Source organism: Undibacterium sp. Di24W (assembly GCF_049340325.1).
In the GTDB taxonomy this organism is placed as follows: domain Bacteria; phylum Pseudomonadota; class Gammaproteobacteria; order Burkholderiales; family Burkholderiaceae_D; genus Undibacterium.
Genome location: NZ_JBMPOP010000006.1, coordinates 60,242 through 75,281, shown reverse-complemented (window position 1 = coordinate 75,281; position 15,040 = coordinate 60,242). Strand labels below are relative to the sequence as shown.

Genomic DNA, 15,040 nt, shown 5'->3' with positions numbered 1-15,040 from the left:
TCATGCAAAAAGCTATTACGCCTTCCTTGCTTGCACCCTCTTTGTGCACCCGTGACTTGAGCATACGCTTTGGCGGCCATGTCGCGGTCAATCAAGTCAGTGCCGATTTCTATCCCGGGACATTAACCGTTATAGTCGGCCCTAACGGTGCAGGCAAAACTACCTATTTCAACTTAATCTCTGGTCAGTTAAGCGCTAGTTCAGGTAGTGTGCATTTAGCAGGTAAAGATATCACTGCGCTAGGCGCGGCAAAACGCGCGCGAGCAGGCATAGGCAGGGCTTTCCAACTCACGAATTTATTTCCGCATTTATCAGTGATAGAAAATGTGCGGCTAGCGGTGCAAAGTCGCGCTGGCATCGGTTTCAATATTTTTTCCTTGTGGTCTGGCCATAAAGAGCTAATCGAGCGTGCCGAGCACTATCTGCAACGGGTGGCATTAGCTGATCGTCGCCAAGATAAGGTCATCAACTTATCGCATGGCGATAAGCGCAAACTTGAAGTAGCGTTATTGCTGGCATTAGAACCCGACGTGATGATGTTCGACGAGCCAACTGCGGGTATGAGTATCGATGAGGTGCCTGTAGTACTCGACTTGATACAAGAAGTGAAAAACGACAACAAAAAAACCATACTCTTGGTAGAGCATAAAATGGATGTGGTACGCACTTTAGCCGATCGCATCATCGTCTTACATAATGGCACGCTCGTGGCGGATGGCGATCCAGTCGAAGTCATGGCATCAGCCATTGTTCAAGAAGCCTATCTAGGTACGGGAGTCGCTCATGAATAATCCGGCTCCTGCACTACTCAGCTTAGAAGGCGTGCATACCCACATTGCCGAATACCATATCTTGCAAGGTGTCGATTTGATTGTGCCTCGCGGCCAATTATCTGTCCTGCTAGGTCGCAATGGTGCTGGCAAAACTACTACGCTAAGAACCATCATGGGTCTATGGCATGCCAGTAGCGGCAAGATCGTTTTTGATGGCGAAGCCATTACCAGCAAAACCACGCCAGACATCGCTCAAACGGGTATCGCTTATGTGCCCGAAAGCATGGCGATTTTTTCTGATTTAACGGTGAAAGAAAACCTCCATTTAGCGGCAAGAAATGGCCCTATGGATACGGCACGACTGGAATGGATTTTCGGTTTTTTTCCTGCTTTGAAAAAATTTTGGAACTATCCGGCGGGTAATCTCTCAGGTGGACAAAAGCAAATGGTGGCTATCGCTCGCGCCATCATAGAACCACGTAAGTTATTACTAGTCGATGAGCCAACCAAAGGCCTGGCCCCCGCCATCATCCAGAGTCTGATCGCCGCCTTTCAAGAACTCAAGGCAAACAACACGACGATCTTGCTAGTCGAACAAAATTTTAGTTTCGTGCGCAATCTGGGCGATACCGTCTCAGTGATGGATGACGGGCGTATCGTTCATGCAGGTAGCATGCGTGAGTTGGCTGAGGATGAAGAATTGCAGCAGAAGTTATTGGGTTTGTCGTTGGCGAGTCATCAGTGAAGTATTTGCGTTTGATTTTATCTCTTTTGTTATGACTCGAGTATGGCAGTATCGGTTGATATCTCGGAATTTCCGCTCCTGCGCCGCCAATTGTGCGTGACAGAAAATGGAAAAAGAAGTGTCTTTGTCTGAGCGAAGCGAGTTGTAGACACTTCCCATTTTTTGTCATGCACAATTGGGAACCCGAAGGGCGGCGTAGCGCGGTCGCCTTTCTTTGCATACTTTCTTTGGCGAAGCAAAGAAAGTATGTGGCTGCCGGGACACCCCCGGCCTGCGCACGGGAATTAGCGACAAGAAGAATTAGGACTTGAAATGAATAATATTGAAGCAAGCAATAGCTTACCCAAAACACCGCGTGACCTGGCACCTCTATTGCTAGTCCCGGCTCTGGCACTGATCATGCTGCCCTTAGTTGCCAGCTTTCCGACTTGGCTCACCTTAACCATCGCGGGACTCGCGATGGGAATGATGATTTTCATTATGGCGAGTGGTTTAACGCTGGTCTTTGGTTTGATGGACGTACTTAACTTTGGTCATGGTGCGTTTGTCGCAGTCGGTGCCTACGCTGCAACCATGGTGCTGATTCCGCTCAAAAGTTGGCTGGAAATTGACTCCTTGGGGATGAATCTGGCCGTACTTGGTTTAGCCATGTTCGTTGCTATGCTGGTTACTGCCATCATTGGTTGGGCGTTTGAGCGGCTAATCATCATGCCTGTGTATGGGCAGCATCTCAAACAAATCCTAATCACTATGGGCGGCATGATCGTTGCGGAGCAATTGCTGGGGGTAATCTGGGGCGCGGAACAAATCCCCCTGCCCCTGCCTGAAAGTTTGCGTGGTGCGATATTTATCGGCGATGCGGCCGTTGAAAAATATCGTCTCATCGCCGTCGTCGTTGGCCTGAGCGTTTTCGCCGCCATGTTTCTTATTCTAAATCGTAGCAAGCTCGGTTTATTGATACGCGCTGGTGTAGAAAACGGTGAAATGGTCGAAGCACTGGGCTATCGCATACGTCGCCTTTTCGTCGCCGTGTTTGCAGCTGGATCTGCGTTGGCCGGATTAGGTGGTGTGATGTGGGGCTTGTACAAAGAAACTTTGACGACAACGATGGGGAGCGAAATCATGGTAATGGTATTTATCGTGGTCATCATCGGTGGACTTGGTTCTGTCGGCGGTTGTTTTATCGGCGCCTTGCTGATGGCGCTGGTCAGTAATTACGCTGGCTTTTTGCTACCTAAATTTGCCTTGATATCGAATATTGTGTTGATGATGGCCATCTTGCTATGGCGACCTGCCGGTCTGTATTCCGTCGGTCGACGCGGTGCTTAGGCCATCTATTTTTTCCGATTACGCTCAAGATAAATAACCAAGACAAGACCTATGACCACCCCTCTGTTTCGCCAATTACTCTCCGATGATCAACCGCGCAGCCGCGTTTTATCGAGCTTACTAATTTTGATTTTCTTGGGGCTGCTGACTGCGCCGTTCATCACGAGTGGCGCTCGTCCATTAAATACCGCAGCGACCATCTGTGTCTATATCATATTAGTCGCATCTTACGACTTACTGCTAGGCTACACCGGCATTGTTTCCTTCGCTCACACTATGTTCTTTGGCATTGGTGCTTATGGCGTAGGTTTGGCACTGGCGAGCCAGAATCCTAGTTGGAGCTGGATTTTTGTGGGCGTCATCTTGGCTCTGTTATTGACACTGCTACTGGCATTGCTGATCGGTTTGTTTGCACTGCGTGTCAGAGCAATTTTCTATTCTATGATTACCTTAGCGGTTGCGTCCTCTTTCGCGGTATTGGCCTCGCAGTTGTCTGACTTCACTGGCGGCGAAGATGGTAAGACTTTCCGTGTACCTGAGCTATTGACGCCAGGTTTTCAGTTATTTGAAAGTGATGTTTTTGGTCGCACCGTAGACGGAAAAGTCATCACTTACTACATCGTATTTTTTGCTTGCCTGCTTTTGTTCTTATTCCTACTGCGCGTCGTCAATTCGCCCTTCGGTCGGGTCTTACAAGCGATACGTGAAAATGAATTTCGCGCCGAAGCGCTTGGCTATCGTACGGTTTTGTACCGTGTATTAGCCAACTGCCTCGCCGCTTTAGTGGCGGCTCTGGCAGGAGCCTTAATGGCCTTATGGTTACGCTATGTGGGGCCGAAGACCATGCTGGGATTTGAAGTCATGACAGACATCCTATTGATCGTGGTAATCGGCGGCATGGGGACGCTGTACGGCGCGGTAGTAGGCGCAGCGCTTTTTATCATTGCGCAGAACTATCTCAAGAATGTGATGGCGCAAGGCTCTGAAGCCTTGGTCGACTACCCGTTACTCGCGCAAATCTTTCATCCAGACCGATGGATGCTATGGCTGGGTGTGCTGTTTATTTTGTCGGTCTACTTTTTTCCGACGGGTATCGTGGGAAAACTGCGGAACAATCAGAAAAAGTAGCGCGACAAAGCAAGTTTGCGCGACAAATTACTCACAAGATTCAAGAGAAAATGAGTCCTTTTAATTTTTGCAATAAGAGGCTGTACACAAAATGGTTTTCAGATTTGTTGCACAAAACCAGACTTTTTTTCGAGTTTAGCGCCGAGCATAGAGACGAAACTTAATTCGACGTTTCAAGCGACACACACGCCAATATAACTAAGCTAGCGTCAGGCAATGCCAAAGGATCAATCGGATTGGCAATACTTCCGATTACCCAAGAATAGGGAGATGGATTAAAGCGGCTTTCTGGTTGGATTTGAGCTTAAAGACACTAACAACATCGGCTAGTTTGTGTGCCTGATCTTGCAAAGTTTCTGCGGCAGCGGCTGCTTCTTCAACCAAAGAAGCGTTTTGCTGTATGCCTTCATCCATTTGTACTATAGCGGTATTGATTTGCTCTATCCCCGCGGTTTGTTCATTGCTCGCTGCAGTGATTTCACTAATCACGTCACTGACACGTTGCACGCTTGTAACGATCTCATCCATCGTGCTACCGGCGGAAGCAACCAAACGACTACCCTCGGCGACTTTTGCAACGGAATCATCAATCAAGAATTTGATTTCTTTCGCTGCGGCAGCGGAGCGTTGCGCCAAGGTGCGAACCTCTGAAGCGACGACAGCGAAACCACGACCTTGTTCACCAGCGCGTGCCGCTTCCACCGCGGCATTCAATGCCAAAATATTGGTCTGGAAAGCGATACCGTCAATGACGCTAATAATGTCGACGATTTTTTTTGAAGACTCATTGATCGAGCCCATGGTAGTGACGACTTGTGAAACGACACCACCACCGCGCACAGCGACATCAGAAGCCGAACTCGCCAATTTATTGGCCTGACGTGCATTGTCAGCATTTTGTTTTACGGTACTGGTTAACTCTTCCATCGAAGACGCAGTTTCTTCCAATGAGCTGGCTTGTTCTTCGGTGCGGGTCGACAGATCTAAATTACCAGTAGCGATTTGACTTGAACCGCTTGCTATGGTGTCGGTTCCAGCGCGCACCTGGCTCACAATATTGATCAAACTCTCACTCATTTGATTCAGGGCTAACATCAATTGACCGATTTCATCTTTGGATTCAACCTCAACCGTTGCCGTCAAATCACCATCCGCCACACGGCGAGCCAAATCAACGGCTGTATGTAGTGGCCGTGTAATAGCCCGGGTTATTAGAACGGCGAACAACATAGACAACACGATAGCCAGTGCTGATACGCCTATCATCGTACGGCGTTGGCTCGTTGCGTAAGCTTCTGACGCACCTTCAGCTTCTGCCATGAGTTGTTGCTGATAGGCGATCAATTGATCCAATACCTCGAAATACTTTAACTGAACTGGACGTACTTCACTAATCAATAAGGCCAAAGCCTCTTCATTCTTGCCCTCTTTGGTCAAGGCTAAGAATCTATTTCTAGCCTGAAGAAAGTTTCCCCTAACTGCAGTCAAATTTTTTAAATTTTCCCGGCCTTTTTCAGAAGTAATCATCGTATCTAATTTGTCTAGGGACGCACTTATGACCTTACTGCTCTCTTCTATATTCGCGTATTCACCCTTTAAAATCTCGGGATCCTTCAACAATAGAAGATTGCGAAGGTTTCGGGCGGTTTCGTTAAGCTCATCTTTGATAGTGTGAGCCAATTGGATTTTGGGATACCTATCCTTGTTGATCAAATTAAGATCATCAACGAAATGATTCACGCCCATTAAGGACACCATTGAAATAACCAATAGCAAAGTAATTATAGCTACGAAGCTAAGGCCCAACTTTTGACCAATTTTTAGATTTTTGATGTTCATGTTGAGCTCCCAAATGGAAAATCCGAAAGAAATTTTCTATTGATATGTGCGTTTTAGCTATCATTTTTATGATTGACTAGCGCCGCTTTGTGTTTTATTCGTCAAGCTTGTATTGAGTATGTTGTTCTGCTCATTAGACACAATCATTTTACGAAGATCAACTACAATGAACATTGTTCGTCGACGGTATCGCCCCTCAGTATGTAATCCGTGAATTTTGATCTAAAGCTGATAGCGGCTTAGAAGGAGGCGTATTTGCCATCATTGGCCTTTCATTGATTTTGTTCGACAAAACTGCCTTAAGCTTACTACACCAGAAAAAAAATAAATCTATTTTTTTGATTCGTACAACTCCAGCGGCAAACCATCAGGATCAGCAAAGAAGGTGAATTTTTGTCCTGTAAACTCATCAATACGAATGGGTTCAACCGCGATCCCGTGAGCTTCTAAATTGGATTTCCATGCTAACACATCAGTCACCGCAAAAGCCAGATGACGCAGGCCACGCGCTTCTGGATAAGATGGGCGTGGTGGAGCACTAGGAAATGAAAACAATTCGACCTGACTGCCATCAGGTAATGCAAGATCGCATTTCATCGACTGTCGCTCTGCACGAAAATGCTCTGCCAACACTTTTAAACCTAATTGCTCGACATAGAATTGACGCGACACCGCATAGTTCGAGCAAATAATGGCAACATGGTGAATGGCGAGTAATTGCATGGTTTGCGTCCCTGAGGTGTACTGGAAAAATGAGCGTTTCAGACGCACTAATGTGGTGTACTCAACTTCAGTCCGACGATACCGGCAACGATGAGCAATAAACTGACGAGACGCCCTGCATTCGCTGGCTCAGCGAATAAGACTATACCGAACAAGGCGGTGCCGACCGCACCGACGCCCACCCAAACAGCATAGGCTGTGCCTACCGGTAGCCCCTTCATTGCAATGCCGAGTAATCCCACGCTGATTAGCATCGCCATTCCGGTCATCACGCTAGGCCAGAATCGAGTGAATCCTTCTGTGTACTTCAACCCTATAGCCCACGCGACTTCAAACAAACCTGCTACCACCAGAATTAACCAATTCATGACTATCCTTTATCGATTTAGAACTGGGGTCGTCCCCGATGAAGTTTGCCCACAGTGAGGTCGTCCCCACCGTACTAGTTTACATCACGGGAGTTAGCGTTGCTTGCCGTTGCATAAAGCGGGCATCGGCACCGTAACTGGCGAGTTTTTCCGCCAAGACAGCATCGCCCTGAGTCACTTCAAATCCAAAGCGACGCCAAAATGGCGCCGAGTTTTGTACGGCAACTAGGCAAGCGGAAGGTAATCCTGCTTGCTGCTGCAATTCAAAAAACATCCTGACCAAAGCAGCTCCAGCTCCTGTGTTTCGAAGATGGGGCGAGACTGACAAGTCGTGCAAATACAAGCAATCTGGATTAACCGGAAGGTGGCAAGTACTGGCGTTCAAACTTGGCGGCGCGGTCGACAGCCAAGGCAAAGCAAACAAGTAAGCGAGAACCTGATCTTCACATTGGGCAATCAAACAAGTCTCGGAGCTGGCATCGAACTTCGCCTGCAAAGAGTTGCGCGATTCAGGAATATCCCCTGAATAGCATGCCGCCTGTATCAACATCACGCTGTCAAAATCTGATGCCTGCATTTGCCGAATTTTAAGCTGAGTCATCGTTGCAACAAGTCGTTTCCAAGTCTAAAAATAAAAATTGAACCAATTCAAAGCTGTCCATACTTCTGATTGAAAGCCTCGTCACTCATGGTCAACAGTAGAATAAATTCAATAAAACTGACGAATGCAGGAATCCCTGTCCAGAAGAAGAGCAGGTAGACGACACCCCACCCCACACTTCCCAGATAGAATTTATGCGCCCCCATCCAACCTAGAAATATCGCGAATAAGGCTGCCGCAATTTTGCTTTTACCATTCGGTGCCACCGCACCAATATTACTCGATACGGGCGCGGCCATTTGGCGCACACCACATTTTGGGCAGATCTCGGCTTTCAATTTAATCAGCGAACCACAATCCATACAGTATTTTTCATCACATGTTTTGGCATTACTGTTGAAACCAGTTTCAGTCATTTCTTATCCTTAACAAATTAAGTACGACTGCGTGTCAGTGTTATGTTGGTACAACTACGAGTTACTTAGTTAAGCAGATCCAATATCGCAGTTGAGCTATGAAGATCGCTGCAATTGCGACAGACATTCCATCGCCAGCTGCGCCTGATGACTAGGTACAAAAATATGATCATGCTGCTTGCCTGCGACGACATTGCAGCTAATTCCAGCCTGTCCTAGCGCAGTAGAAAATGCGGCAGTCAAACCTATTGCCGCTAAGTCTGAATTCACGTTCAAGGTAATCCAAGAACATAAGTAGTCGGAAGCAAACCCCAAGCGCTGAGCGAGACTAACCTCCAATACAATAGACCACCCCTCTTGCTCGCGGATAGCCGCTATGGTTTGACTCCAAGGTACATCAGAATTCAACGGCAAGCTCACAAAAACATACTGCCCCTCATTCAACTCAGGGCTCATGTTTTTTAACAGCACATTTAGATCAGAAATTGCCATCATATACTTCCACTGTGAATATCACTGTGCCGCCCACTTTACAAAAATTTTCAAACACTCGACGTCATTTAAGAAAGCGCCGCCTGCTTGAGCGCTGCAATATCACCTGCAGTAATCGCCTTTAAATGTTGGCTAATTTTCTGCACAGGCCAATTCCACCACGCAATATTCAGTAATTGGACAACCACGTCGGCATCGAATCTTTGTTTAATAGGCTGCGCCGGATTACCACCAACGACAGTGTAAGCTGCGACATCACGCGTCACCACGGAGCGCGAAGAAATGATAGCGCCATCGCCGATTTTCACACCCGGCATAATGAGACTATCGTAACCTATCCAAACATCATTGCCGATCAAGGTATCCCCCTTAAACGGCAACTCGCCTGCCTCAGGTGCGGCCGCCTCCCAGCCACCACCAAATATGTAAAAGGGATAAGTAGAGAAGCCAGACATAGGATGATTAGCACCATTCATAATGAACCGGACACCGCGTGCAATTGCACAAAACTTTCCGATCACGAGTTTATCGCCGATAAAAGGAAAATGATAAAGCACATTGCGTTCAAAGTTTTCCGCGCCATCGGGATCATCATAATAGGTGTAGTCACCCACAATAATTGCGGGATTTTGAATCTTGTTTTTTATAAAGCAAACTTGTGGAAAACCCGGCATAGGATGTGGGTTGAGAGGATCAGGACCAAACAAATTGAACTCCTAGCGAACATTAGCTGTTTATCGAATTTTACTATCAAGATCAAAAAGAGTTATAAGAAAAATTTAGCCACCGAGAGCGTCGAACGTTTTGCGCGCCCAATAAACAGGTGCCAAGTTTCTAGAGTGAACTGACTTATAAAGTAAATCGAATTAGTCAAAATCCTGACTTAGCTCAAAGCACCTGCACTCGCTATATCCCTACTCTACGCTGCTTATCATCATAATACCAAACGCATACAAAGAGGCGAGGAAGAGCTTACCGCAAGCTTAACGCCACATCTGAATGGCTAAGGATGCCTAATCTATCCAGATAAGACTTCACTTAAGTGTCTAAAATAACAACAATGAGAGGCCGCTGCTTTGCCAGGATAAGCCTTGAAAACACAAATAAAATCTGCTTTCAGTGGTGTTCAACTTAGGATAATATCTTCTTGCGCTAGCTAGGGAATGATATATGAAACGTTTTCTTACTGCACTTTGTCTAATCTGCTCTTGCAGCATGATGAAAGACGTCTATGCCTTGATTGCAGATACTGTAAGTACGGAAGAAAATAAGACAACAGCAACCCCTATCATCACCGTGTATGTGCAAGAACAATTAGACGCCAAAGGCCGACTGCAGCCAGTCGGCGTGGGCTTGCGCAATGTTCTGCACTATTTAGCAGAAAACACGGACATGCGCTTAATGGCTGTCTCCGTGCCCTGGAATCGTGCAAAGCAAATGACACTGGATGGCAAAGGCATCATCTGGGGTTTTTCCAAATCTCCCGAGCGTCTTACCCGTTATCGCTATTCCGAAACCGTATTGAGTTCACGTATCTGGGCGATCGCGTATGGTGAACCACAAATTCCATTAAACTCGGTAGCGGATTTAAAGAACAAAACAGTCAGTATCGAACGAGGTGTCAGTCATGGTATGGAGTTTGAACTAGCGAAAAATAAAATATTCAAGATCGATGAAGACTCAGCGCAAGCGTCCGCACGCTTCAGAAAACTCATCGCGAAACGCTCCGATGTATTGCTGTGGGGATTAGTTCAATTTGATAAACAGGAACAATTCTTGACGTATCTACACCAAACTTATATTCCCGACTTGCGCGACCCAGAATTATTAGGCAAAACGTTTTACGTGTCCAAAACACCCATGTTTTATGACACCATTCATTTTGCCAGCGCCAAAGGTCAATTTGAAAAAGAGATGCAACAAATTGATGCTGCCATTAAACGAGGATTCAAAACCGGCGAACTAACAAAACTGATCAAAGTACTCAACTAATTCAGGCAAGAATCTTTATGGATCGTCAGGATATTCGATTGATTACGATCTGGTTAGTACCTATTTTACTTTATAGTGGTACGCCATTCTCAGCAGGTAATTAAGATAACAGAATCACTACCATGTAATTTGATCCGCTGGCACTATCTCACGGTCGGCACATTGCGTTGAAAGCACAATCGAGGTTTGTGTCTTCCCGATTTTCCCTAACGATAGGATCAGACTCTGAAGATGTTCTGGTGCCACTACCGCCACCCGCATCATCGCACATTGCTCTCCGGTAGTTGCATACAAACCCAGAACCTCAGGATGTTGTTGCGTCCATTGATCAAGCGCCGCATGCGAATCAACGGTGATATGAATTAGCGCTTCAAAACTATAACCAAGGGCGCGTAAATTCAAGCGTGAAGTAAAGCCTTGCAGTATTTGTGCTTCCTCCAGGCGCCTGACGCGCTCTGCGACCGCTGGTGAAGTCAGATGTATGCGTCGCCCAATTTCAGAAAAACTCAAGCGTGCATCGCTTTGCAAAAGCGCAAGAATTTTCCGGTCATAGCTGTCAATTTCAAACTTCAAAGCAAACCTCTCAAAAGACTTTCGATTATGTCGGAGTTCTAAATCTAAAACCTTCAACTTCGCATGGTGCTCTGCTGCATGGCACTCTAACATAGACCGCTCAAACTCTAGACTGAACGAAAGGAAATTACATGAGCGGAACGAGCAATCTGTGGCTGTATTTTTTAGTCATCTCCGGCGTCATTATTTTACCCGGGATGGATATGGCTTACGTGATGGGTAGTAGCATGAAAGGTGGTTATCGTGCTGGCTTCGCGGCAGTGGCTGGCACGATGGTAGGCGGCATTTTCCATATGATCATAGGGGCGACAGGCGTCAGCGCCGTCCTTACTTTGATTCCCTGGGCTTACCATACCATGCTCATCGCCGGAGCTGCCTATGTTGCCTGGTTAGGCTGGGGCTTAATTCAAGTCAATGCCTTGGCCAGCCTTGATGCAAGACATGGTACCGCGAATTTGCAAAAGAGTTTTATGGGAGCCGTTGCAACTTGTATGCTCAATCCCAAAGCCTACATCTTCATGCTCGCTATCTTTCCACAATTCATACGACGTGATGGCGATTCGATATGGATACAAACCAGCGTCTTGTCACTCATTACGGCAGGTACGCAACTCATCGTGTACGGTACTGTCGCGATCATGGCAGTACAGGCACAGCATGTTTTGGCAAACAAACCACGCACCAACGCGATATTGGCAAAAGGTATCGGCGTCTTATTGATCGCTGCCGCCATCTTAACTTTGTATAGCGGTTTGATGCGCGCTTAGTTGCCGCTTAGTTGCCGCTAAGTTGTGTGCTTTTTGCGTGCCGAGCTCGGTGCATAGGTAAGCCAATTAGCGATCGCGTACAAATAGCTCACGAGGTCAAATCAATCTCATACAACTTCAATTCCCGGTCTCCGTCTGGATGCATGATGATCTTATCCAAACGCATGCCTAACTTTTCCAGCAATTTGGAAGAGGATAAATTGTCTAGGCGAGTCGTTGCCAAAATGCGAGGCAAATGCAATTGCTGCTTCGCATAGTGTAGGGTCGCGGCGGCAGCTTCAAACGCATATCCTTGCCCCCAATAAGCGGGCAAAAAGGCAAAGCCGAGATCGGCGTGCTCAAGGTAATCGCGCTTTGCCAAGCCGCACATGCCAATCGCGATTCCTGCGTCCTTCAATTCGACCACATAGAAACCATAGCCGAATCGCGCATAGTTGGCCATCGCCCCCTGCAGAATATAATCGCGCGCATCCTCGAGTGTGCGAACGCCACGATCCCCGATAAAACGCAACCAAGAAGGATCGTTGAGTAAGGCCAACATAAACTCGGCATCATCGACCGACATTTGGCGCAAACTCAAGCGGGAAGTTCCCAGGATTTTCATAAGGTCACAACAATTCAAAATGCCGAATTAATTCATTAAGGCTTGATATCGACTTTGTCTTTCAAAGCATTTCTTAATTGCACAGCTTCATCATACATGGTCTCGAAATCGACCAGATTAAGCGTCATTCTCCAGACGATTTGCGGTTTTGATCCTGGACTCATTGCCAAGCGCACTGCACGTTTACAGTTGGCGTAGTTGTCTATCGTCGCAGCATAATTGATTTGCAAACCCGCTGCCGCTTCGCACTGCGTCAAAGGTGTAGCGTCTTTACCAATACGTTTCTCTACCCATGAGGCCTCGGTAGTACCGCGCACGGCGGCGGGTGTGCCATATTTCGCCGACATATTTTTCACTAGGTCAGGAACCAGAACTTCCACGTTATAACGTTCACTGCGACTAAGCGCAACGACTTTAGACGTCACCGAACTAAATGCCACCATTAAGAAATCAGGCTCTAAATTTCTACCATCTTTCTTGTAGTGGGCGGTGGCTATACGCTCAGGTAAACCTGCTTCGGCCTTAAAGTTACTCTTACGCCAAAAATAGTAACCTTCATTTTTTAATGCCAGTTCCATCTCAGCTTGTGTGTCACCGATTTTTACGCCGACGGTTTCCATACCTTTGACTGTGGTTTGCGCTTGAGTGACATTGGTCAAAGTTGCACTGGCTGCCAACACAGCAAACAGCGAAATTAATAAATTTTGTTTGATCATTTTTTATGTGAAATAAAGATGTCGGTTGATTGGTGATTAAGGTTTTACGAACTTCAAGGTCATGCGATCACTTTCGCCTATCGCCGCATAGCGAGCGCGATTGTGCTCGCCATTTGCGAATGATGGCGGCAAAGACCAGACGCCATTGTGATAATCCGCCAAATCTTTAGGGTTAGCATTAACTTCTGATTTGGCGGCCAATTTAAAACCCGCTTCTTCCGCCAAACGAATGACATAAGATTCATGTACATAACCACCGCGTGCATCCGGCGCCTGACGCATACCCGCCGGCAAACGATGATCAACCACACCAAATACGCCACCCGATTTCAGACTGGCAAAAACCGCCTTGAAAGCAGCACGTACGTCTTCATCGCCTTTATTCACCCAATTGTGTACATTGCGGAAAGTCAAGACCATATCGATACTGCCATCTTTGGCAAAATCAAATTTCTTCTTTGATGGTTGAAACACACCCATCTTTACTTTATCGTAGACCGCAGGATTCGAGTCCAGCAGCTTCTTAAATAGACGCGTATAGAAACCTTCTTGATCTTCCGTCAAAGGATCACCGGCACCAATCAAAGACCCATTCGCACGCAAATACGGTGCCAAAATTTCGGTGTACCAGCCACCTTCAGGCACTAATTCTACGACCGTCATGGTCGGTTTAATTCCAAAGAAACTCAAAGTTTCATAAGGGTGACGCGCCGCATCACGGGTCGCATTATCTTTGTTCCGGGTAGGTGCTGCCACCGCCGCTTTTAATGCTGCATCTTCTGCGTACACAGGACTAGATAATGCGGCTGCGGTGACTGTGGCCATCAATACGGCGTAAATCCAATTTTTCATGTGTATCCTTCTGTGTTTTTTCTAAGTTTGATTGAAGCAATAGCACTGTGATGTGCCCAGCTAGCAAGAAATCAAATGACATCATAATGCAATTTATATCTGCATAGCTTTATTGTTATGCCTTCTGACTGTTTTTTTTCTCTAGAAACTTTACACTTTGACGCAACTTGACTTGAGCTTGACGGTTATGTCAGCCCTAAGCGTCGATAAGCATATCCAAACGTTCTGCACTAGCCTATAATCGTCTTCTCATACCGCAGGACAAAGAGGATGTCCAATCAAGGTATTTCTTCTCACTTCTTCTAAGAGCTTTCCATGAACCATCCCGACTTAGCCTACCGCGCGACGCTGGCAGAAGCCTGCACTTGGCTACAGGAGCAAACTGGCAATGCATGGCGCTTAGCGAGCTTAATCGAATACGGTATTACGCCCTATGTTTGGTTGGACTATAACGATCAGTTTCCAGAATTATTCGGTGATGCCAATGGCGGTTATGCAGCGCCTATATTTTTTCAAGGTGACACACAAAGATTAGCCGCAGGTAGCGCAGACGTGCTGATTACCATGACCAAAGATGCCGATAAGATCGCGATCCAGTTACCATCCCCCGGCATACGCGCGCCCTTAGACGATTTGCGTTTTCTTCGTAAAGATTTGAACCGTCTGTTGGAACAAATAAAGAAAGACGCGCTGCCTGCCAAGGAGCAAAAGCCAATCATAGTGGAGTCGAACAAAGGCATCATCAAAGAACAGGCCATACTCGCATTTGCTAGCTTGGTGAAGATCAATTTCGAAGTGGCTTTAATGAATGGCGAAGCAATTTTCGGCGACGAAGGTGCGCGCATTAAAAGCAGTGCTAAAGCGGCAAAGAATAAATGGTTATGGAATCCTGTGACGTTAGCTCTAGGTTTGAATGACAATTACCGGGTACCTATGTCGCGTCTGAAGCGCGTATTCATGGAACATGAATTTCTGATGCCTTGGATGGCACAATGGCAGGACACTTTAGCGCTACTGGGTGAATAGCCGAGTCAAACTTTTTGTAGCCACTATGAACAAAAAACTCCCCTCTTTTTTGGGTCAAACGATGCACATGCACGATTATCTCAATCCTAAAAGAGG

At 46.7% G+C, this 15,040-nt stretch carries 18 protein-coding genes; 7 read left to right on the top strand and 11 right to left on the bottom strand.

Annotated elements, in window-relative coordinates:
- The first annotated feature begins 2 nt into the window (after positions 1 to 2).
- From ACO0KZ_RS13890 to ACO0KZ_RS13875, 4 genes are all read left to right on the top strand, one after another.
- The gene (locus ACO0KZ_RS13890; RefSeq protein ID WP_422996191.1) at positions 3 to 791 is read left to right on the top strand and encodes an ABC transporter ATP-binding protein; all 789 of its coding nucleotides are present in this window, start codon (positions 3 to 5) and stop codon (positions 789 to 791) included.
- On the top strand, positions 784 to 1,518 hold the full coding sequence (locus ACO0KZ_RS13885) for an ABC transporter ATP-binding protein (protein WP_422996189.1): 735 nt from the start codon (positions 784 to 786) through the stop codon (positions 1,516 to 1,518). Before ACO0KZ_RS13890 ends, ACO0KZ_RS13885 begins: the two co-directional genes overlap by 8 nt.
- A 312-nt stretch (positions 1,519 to 1,830) precedes the next feature.
- On the top strand, positions 1,831 to 2,847 hold the full coding sequence (locus ACO0KZ_RS13880) for a branched-chain amino acid ABC transporter permease (RefSeq protein WP_422996187.1): 1,017 nt from the start codon (positions 1,831 to 1,833) through the stop codon (positions 2,845 to 2,847).
- A gap of 51 nt (positions 2,848 to 2,898) precedes the next feature.
- Positions 2,899 to 3,975: a branched-chain amino acid ABC transporter permease gene (locus tag ACO0KZ_RS13875; RefSeq protein ID WP_422996186.1), complete on the top strand. Its 1,077-nt coding sequence runs from the start codon at positions 2,899 to 2,901 to the stop codon at positions 3,973 to 3,975.
- Positions 3,976 to 4,227: 252 nt separating this feature from the next.
- Here the strand turns inward: ACO0KZ_RS13875 and ACO0KZ_RS13870 are convergent, their stop codons facing one another.
- The 7 genes from ACO0KZ_RS13870 to ACO0KZ_RS13840 all read right to left on the bottom strand — a co-directional run bounded on the left by ACO0KZ_RS13870 (position 4,228) and on the right by ACO0KZ_RS13840 (position 9,121).
- Positions 4,228 to 5,814, bottom strand: coding sequence for a methyl-accepting chemotaxis protein (locus ACO0KZ_RS13870; RefSeq protein WP_422996185.1), 1,587 nt, complete (start codon positions 5,812 to 5,814; stop codon positions 4,228 to 4,230).
- A gap of 330 nt (positions 5,815 to 6,144) precedes the next feature.
- Positions 6,145 to 6,537 (bottom strand): VOC family protein, encoded by a 393-nt coding sequence (locus tag ACO0KZ_RS13865; protein ID WP_422996183.1) that lies wholly within the window; start codon positions 6,535 to 6,537, stop codon positions 6,145 to 6,147.
- Positions 6,538 to 6,584: 47 nt separating this feature from the next.
- Positions 6,585 to 6,905 carry a quaternary ammonium compound efflux SMR transporter SugE gene (gene sugE, locus ACO0KZ_RS13860; protein ID WP_422996181.1) on the bottom strand — a complete coding sequence of 107 codons (321 nt, stop codon included), beginning with the start codon at positions 6,903 to 6,905 and terminating at the stop codon, positions 6,585 to 6,587.
- Positions 6,906 to 6,984: 79 nt separating this feature from the next.
- Positions 6,985 to 7,482 carry a GNAT family N-acetyltransferase gene (locus tag ACO0KZ_RS13855; RefSeq protein ID WP_422996179.1) on the bottom strand — a complete coding sequence of 166 codons (498 nt, stop codon included), beginning with the start codon at positions 7,480 to 7,482 and terminating at the stop codon, positions 6,985 to 6,987.
- A gap of 71 nt (positions 7,483 to 7,553) precedes the next feature.
- On the bottom strand, positions 7,554 to 7,922 hold the full coding sequence (locus ACO0KZ_RS13850) for an NINE protein (protein WP_422996177.1): 369 nt from the start codon (positions 7,920 to 7,922) through the stop codon (positions 7,554 to 7,556).
- A 96-nt stretch (positions 7,923 to 8,018) separates the two neighbouring features.
- On the bottom strand, positions 8,019 to 8,417 hold the full coding sequence (locus tag ACO0KZ_RS13845; RefSeq protein WP_422996175.1) for an ACT domain-containing protein: 399 nt from the start codon (positions 8,415 to 8,417) through the stop codon (positions 8,019 to 8,021).
- Positions 8,418 to 8,482: 65 nt separating this feature from the next.
- Positions 8,483 to 9,121 (bottom strand): Vat family streptogramin A O-acetyltransferase, encoded by a 639-nt coding sequence (locus ACO0KZ_RS13840; protein ID WP_422996173.1) that lies wholly within the window; start codon positions 9,119 to 9,121, stop codon positions 8,483 to 8,485.
- Positions 9,122 to 9,584: 463 nt separating this feature from the next.
- On the opposite strand from ACO0KZ_RS13840, the gene ACO0KZ_RS13835 reads away from it, so the two are divergent.
- Positions 9,585 to 10,406, top strand: a complete 822-nt coding sequence (locus ACO0KZ_RS13835) for a substrate-binding periplasmic protein (RefSeq protein ID WP_422996171.1) — start codon at positions 9,585 to 9,587, stop codon at positions 10,404 to 10,406.
- 117 nt (positions 10,407 to 10,523) lie between these two features.
- On the opposite strand, the gene ACO0KZ_RS13830 is transcribed toward ACO0KZ_RS13835, so the two are convergent.
- Entirely contained in the window at positions 10,524 to 10,979 is a 456-nt protein-coding gene (locus ACO0KZ_RS13830; protein WP_422996169.1) for an Lrp/AsnC family transcriptional regulator, read from the bottom strand.
- A 131-nt stretch (positions 10,980 to 11,110) separates the two neighbouring features.
- Here ACO0KZ_RS13830 and ACO0KZ_RS13825 point away from each other — a divergent pair, with 131 nt between their 5' ends.
- Positions 11,111 to 11,746, top strand: a complete 636-nt coding sequence (locus ACO0KZ_RS13825) for a LysE family translocator (protein WP_422996167.1) — start codon at positions 11,111 to 11,113, stop codon at positions 11,744 to 11,746.
- A gap of 88 nt (positions 11,747 to 11,834) precedes the next feature.
- Here the strand turns inward: ACO0KZ_RS13825 and ACO0KZ_RS13820 are convergent, their stop codons facing one another.
- Genes ACO0KZ_RS13820 through ACO0KZ_RS13810 form a run of 3 tightly spaced genes read right to left on the bottom strand, consistent with a single transcriptional unit; the run spans position 11,835 to position 13,918 of the window.
- On the bottom strand, positions 11,835 to 12,350 hold the full coding sequence (locus ACO0KZ_RS13820) for a GNAT family N-acetyltransferase (RefSeq protein WP_422996165.1): 516 nt from the start codon (positions 12,348 to 12,350) through the stop codon (positions 11,835 to 11,837).
- A gap of 35 nt (positions 12,351 to 12,385) precedes the next feature.
- Positions 12,386 to 13,066 carry a hypothetical protein gene (locus ACO0KZ_RS13815; RefSeq protein WP_422996163.1) on the bottom strand — a complete coding sequence of 227 codons (681 nt, stop codon included), beginning with the start codon at positions 13,064 to 13,066 and terminating at the stop codon, positions 12,386 to 12,388.
- Positions 13,067 to 13,102: 36 nt separating this feature from the next.
- A complete protein-coding gene (locus tag ACO0KZ_RS13810) occupies positions 13,103 to 13,918 on the bottom strand; it encodes a class I SAM-dependent methyltransferase (protein ID WP_422996161.1) in 816 nt (271 codons plus the stop codon).
- A 315-nt stretch (positions 13,919 to 14,233) separates the two neighbouring features.
- Here ACO0KZ_RS13810 and ACO0KZ_RS13805 point away from each other — a divergent pair, with 315 nt between their 5' ends.
- Entirely contained in the window at positions 14,234 to 14,944 is a 711-nt protein-coding gene (locus ACO0KZ_RS13805) for a hypothetical protein (protein WP_422996159.1), read from the top strand.
- Positions 14,945 to 15,040: the final 96 nt, after the last annotated feature.

Coding starts and splice junctions, on each gene's coding strand:
- ACO0KZ_RS13890 (WP_422996191.1), top strand. CDS start 3: ATGCAAAAAGCTATTACGCCTTCCTTGCTTGCACCCTCTTTGTGCACC.
- ACO0KZ_RS13885 (WP_422996189.1), top strand. CDS start 784: ATGAATAATCCGGCTCCTGCACTACTCAGCTTAGAAGGCGTGCATACC.
- ACO0KZ_RS13880 (WP_422996187.1), top strand. CDS start 1,831: ATGAATAATATTGAAGCAAGCAATAGCTTACCCAAAACACCGCGTGAC.
- ACO0KZ_RS13875 (WP_422996186.1), top strand. CDS start 2,899: ATGACCACCCCTCTGTTTCGCCAATTACTCTCCGATGATCAACCGCGC.
- ACO0KZ_RS13870 (WP_422996185.1), bottom strand. CDS start 5,814: ATGAACATCAAAAATCTAAAAATTGGTCAAAAGTTGGGCCTTAGCTTC.
- ACO0KZ_RS13865 (WP_422996183.1), bottom strand. CDS start 6,537: ATGCAATTACTCGCCATTCACCATGTTGCCATTATTTGCTCGAACTAT.
- sugE (WP_422996181.1), bottom strand. CDS start 6,905: ATGAATTGGTTAATTCTGGTGGTAGCAGGTTTGTTTGAAGTCGCGTGG.
- ACO0KZ_RS13855 (WP_422996179.1), bottom strand. CDS start 7,482: ATGCAGGCATCAGATTTTGACAGCGTGATGTTGATACAGGCGGCATGC.
- ACO0KZ_RS13850 (WP_422996177.1), bottom strand. CDS start 7,922: ATGACTGAAACTGGTTTCAACAGTAATGCCAAAACATGTGATGAAAAA.
- ACO0KZ_RS13845 (WP_422996175.1), bottom strand. CDS start 8,417: ATGATGGCAATTTCTGATCTAAATGTGCTGTTAAAAAACATGAGCCCT.
- ACO0KZ_RS13835 (WP_422996171.1), top strand. CDS start 9,585: ATGAAACGTTTTCTTACTGCACTTTGTCTAATCTGCTCTTGCAGCATG.
- ACO0KZ_RS13825 (WP_422996167.1), top strand. CDS start 11,111: ATGAGCGGAACGAGCAATCTGTGGCTGTATTTTTTAGTCATCTCCGGC.
- ACO0KZ_RS13820 (WP_422996165.1), bottom strand. CDS start 12,350: ATGAAAATCCTGGGAACTTCCCGCTTGAGTTTGCGCCAAATGTCGGTC.
- ACO0KZ_RS13815 (WP_422996163.1), bottom strand. CDS start 13,066: ATGATCAAACAAAATTTATTAATTTCGCTGTTTGCTGTGTTGGCAGCC.
- ACO0KZ_RS13810 (WP_422996161.1), bottom strand. CDS start 13,918: ATGAAAAATTGGATTTACGCCGTATTGATGGCCACAGTCACCGCAGCC.
- ACO0KZ_RS13805 (WP_422996159.1), top strand. CDS start 14,234: ATGAACCATCCCGACTTAGCCTACCGCGCGACGCTGGCAGAAGCCTGC.